This is a genomic window from Candidatus Omnitrophota bacterium (assembly GCA_028712255.1).
Classification (GTDB): Bacteria; Omnitrophota; Gorgyraeia; order Gygaellales; family Profunditerraquicolaceae; genus UBA6249.
In genome coordinates, this window is record JAQTQJ010000035.1 from 1 (window position 1) to 2,834 (window position 2,834).

At 37.9% G+C, this 2,834-nt stretch carries 7 protein-coding genes; all 7 read left to right on the forward strand.

The window, feature by feature from the left end:
- A partial coding sequence (locus PHC29_08765) for a toxin (protein MDD5109569.1) occupies positions 1 to 273 on the forward strand: 273 nt, incomplete at its 5' end.
- Positions 251 to 502: a CopG family antitoxin gene (locus PHC29_08770; GenBank protein MDD5109570.1), complete on the forward strand. Its 252-nt coding sequence runs from the start codon at positions 251 to 253 to the stop codon at positions 500 to 502. The genes PHC29_08765 and PHC29_08770, both read left to right, overlap by 23 nt.
- Position 503: 1 nt before the next feature.
- Complete coding sequence (locus PHC29_08775) at positions 504 to 722, forward strand: hypothetical protein (GenBank protein ID MDD5109571.1); 219 nt, start codon at positions 504 to 506, stop codon at positions 720 to 722.
- A 360-nt stretch (positions 723 to 1,082) separates the two neighbouring features.
- The gene (locus PHC29_08780; protein ID MDD5109572.1) at positions 1,083 to 1,499 is read left to right on the forward strand and encodes a hypothetical protein; all 417 of its coding nucleotides are present in this window, start codon (positions 1,083 to 1,085) and stop codon (positions 1,497 to 1,499) included.
- A gap of 11 nt (positions 1,500 to 1,510) precedes the next feature.
- Complete coding sequence (locus tag PHC29_08785) at positions 1,511 to 2,071, forward strand: hypothetical protein (GenBank protein MDD5109573.1); 561 nt, start codon at positions 1,511 to 1,513, stop codon at positions 2,069 to 2,071.
- The gene (locus PHC29_08790; protein MDD5109574.1) at positions 2,068 to 2,502 is read left to right on the forward strand and encodes a hypothetical protein; all 435 of its coding nucleotides are present in this window, start codon (positions 2,068 to 2,070) and stop codon (positions 2,500 to 2,502) included. Before PHC29_08785 ends, PHC29_08790 begins: the two co-directional genes overlap by 4 nt.
- A gap of 142 nt (positions 2,503 to 2,644) precedes the next feature.
- Positions 2,645 to 2,834 (forward strand): hypothetical protein (locus PHC29_08795; protein ID MDD5109575.1); only part of this gene is annotated, 190 nt, incomplete at its 3' end.

Consider the following 2,834-nt stretch of genomic DNA (forward strand, 5'->3'; position numbering starts at 1 on the left):
GGATTTAAATGGAATTTGCTGAAGAGTAAAAGGTTGAAACGCACAAGAGGCGTTTCGTTTGAAGAAATTGTTACGGCGAAGATTATAGATTTAAAAGATAACCCGCACAGGCAAAATCAACAAATTCTGCTTTTTGAATATAGAAACTATATTTGGTTAGTTCCTTGCGTTGAAACGGAAACGCACTTATTTCTAAAGACTTTATATCCAAGCCGTAAATACACAAAACTTTATAAAAAGGAGATATCTAATGAGAAAAATCAAGTTGACTAAGCAGGAAAAGGCTGCTGAGGATGCGTTATTGAGAGGGGAATATGTTAGCGTAAGCAAAGAAAAGTTTGCTGAAATAGCGGCTGCGCTTGAGGCCAGAAAAAAAGACGCCGTCTTGAATATCCGCGTGAATAGTTATGACTTAGAACATATTAAGCAAAAGGCGCAGAAATTAGGCATCAAGTATCAAACTTTTATTTCGGAGGTTCTGCATAGTGTTGCAGAAGCGTAAGATGAACAAAAAACTTAAGAAGATTATTAAGCGTATAGAAAAAAGACCAATTGATCCGCTTTCGTTTCATTTGAGGCGGTTGGAAAGTACGAAAATGCTTTATGAGCAAAATCCAAATTTGCCATCAAACGTAAGAATTGCAAATGCCCAGTTAGTGCAAAATGATATAATAGCTACTCAGAAACGGCCAAAGAAACGAAAAAGACTTTCTTCTATTTAGACAGGCAAGTCTTAGCATTATGCTACGAGGAAAGGCGCTTGAGAAATCAGCGCCTTTTTTGTTTGTAATGAGGCCTCGGGTGAAGTCTCCCCATTCCTGCGGGCATGTTTGTCCTCGGAACGGGGATGCCCTCTTCAGCGTCACCCCTCGGCAAGGGCTTTGTCTTGCCAGTCACCCGCTAGTTTTCTTTGAAATCATGGCCAAACCTTCCATATAGGTGGATTTTAGGTTGACAAGAAAAGTCACGGTAGTAGAATATAGCTAATATTCCGAAAGGACATAATGCTGAAAAGAGTAAATTCTAAGGACAGATTCTATAAAATATATCTGTCCTATTTTTTTGATAAAAAAGGAGGATTTATGAAAAAAATATTGTCTATAGTTATATCAATATTATTGCTCTCTGGCTGTGCCTCTGCTGCTCGCCATGCGGAACTCACTCAGAATAACAATGCCGATAGGATGACTGTAGGTAAAGTCCAAAAAGAAATCAAAATAGGTATGCCGTCGTCTCAAGTTGTTGAAGCATTGGGATCCCCAAATATGGTTACTACTGATGAGGAAAGAAGAGAAGTTTGGGTATATGATAAGATAGCTACCGATGTTTCCTATTCGCATAGTGAAAGTGGCGCAGGGATTTGGTTGTTAGTAGTGGGTGTCGGTGGTTCTGGGAACTCTGGTTCGCAATCAACTTCCCAGAGAACACTTACAGTTGTTGTTAAATTTGATAAGGATCAAAAGGTCCGTGATTTTGCGTATCATTCTTCCAGCTTTTAAAAAAAGTTAATATGAGAATAAAATCTCTGTCTTCTGGGATAGGCCTTGTATTATTTTGCCTGGTATTATCCGGGTGCGCTACTACTACTCGACTGGATGCTTTAAAGCTTTCTCCTGACAGCTTAAAAAACCGAGAAATTGAATCAAGGCAATTTGATACAAAGAATGAACTGCAAGTTCTTTTGGCTACTGCCAATGTCCTCCAGGATATGGGTTTTACCTTAACTGAAATTGAGAATGATTTAGGGGTAATTGTTGGGTCCAAAGAACGGGATGCTACTGTACCCGGGCAAATCGCAATGGCTGCTTTTGCCGATATTTTATGTGCCGCGGCCGGATCTTCCTCTAATATGATGGCAATGACTGATGCCGTTCAGTCAGTTCTAGTGTCTTGTGTAACCAGGCTGAATTTAGAGGGGAATAAGATTGTTGTCAGGGTTACTTTCCAAAGAGTTATTTTTAATCAAATGCAGCAAGTATCAAGACTAGAGACAATTAATGACCCTAAAATATACCAGGGTTTTTTTGAAAAATTATCTAAATCTATATTTCTGGAGGCAAATAAAATATGATGTTTTTAAAGCATAAAATATTTTGTTTAGTATTCCCCGTAATGATTCTGGTTTCTGGTTGCGCTACAACCCCGGTAGAACATATTCTTGATCTTAGCGCGAATCAGCTTAAATTAAGGAGTATTCAAACAAGGTCTTTTGACACGAGTGACAAAGGTAAGATGATGCGTAGCGTAATTGCCACTATGCAGGATCTGGAATTTGTGGTTAATAAAGCTGACGATGAATTAGGCATTATAACCGGTACTAAATTTGTAGGTTCCCAAATTTTAAAGATGACAGTAATTGTGAGGTCGAAGAACGATAAACAGCTACTAGTAAGGGCGAATGCTCAATTTGGCATAAAATCAGTAGATACTCCGGAGCCTTACCAAGATTTCTTTGATGCACTTTCTAAAGCAGTGTTCTTAACTGCTCAAAATATAGATTGAGGCTTTGAGTTAACATGCAGATCGGAAACACAAAAAGTTCAGTAATTAGAGCTTATTGTTTTAACGTCGCAATTCGAGGGACGGTTTCTGAATAATAGAGCCGTCTTTAATTTTATATGCAGGTTAAATAGTCTATTAAAATATGAAGAATAATGAACTTACAGACAAAGAAGCCTCTTGTTTATTTAAAGAAATTAATAAATTTAGGATGTTGATGAAAAGTATCGTTCTTGCACAAATAGAGGGCTTGATTCGTTCAGGCGTAATTAATCCAAAAGGAAAAAGTATTTCAAATTTGCTTAGAGAAGCAGGGGAGATTATCTTGAAAGCAC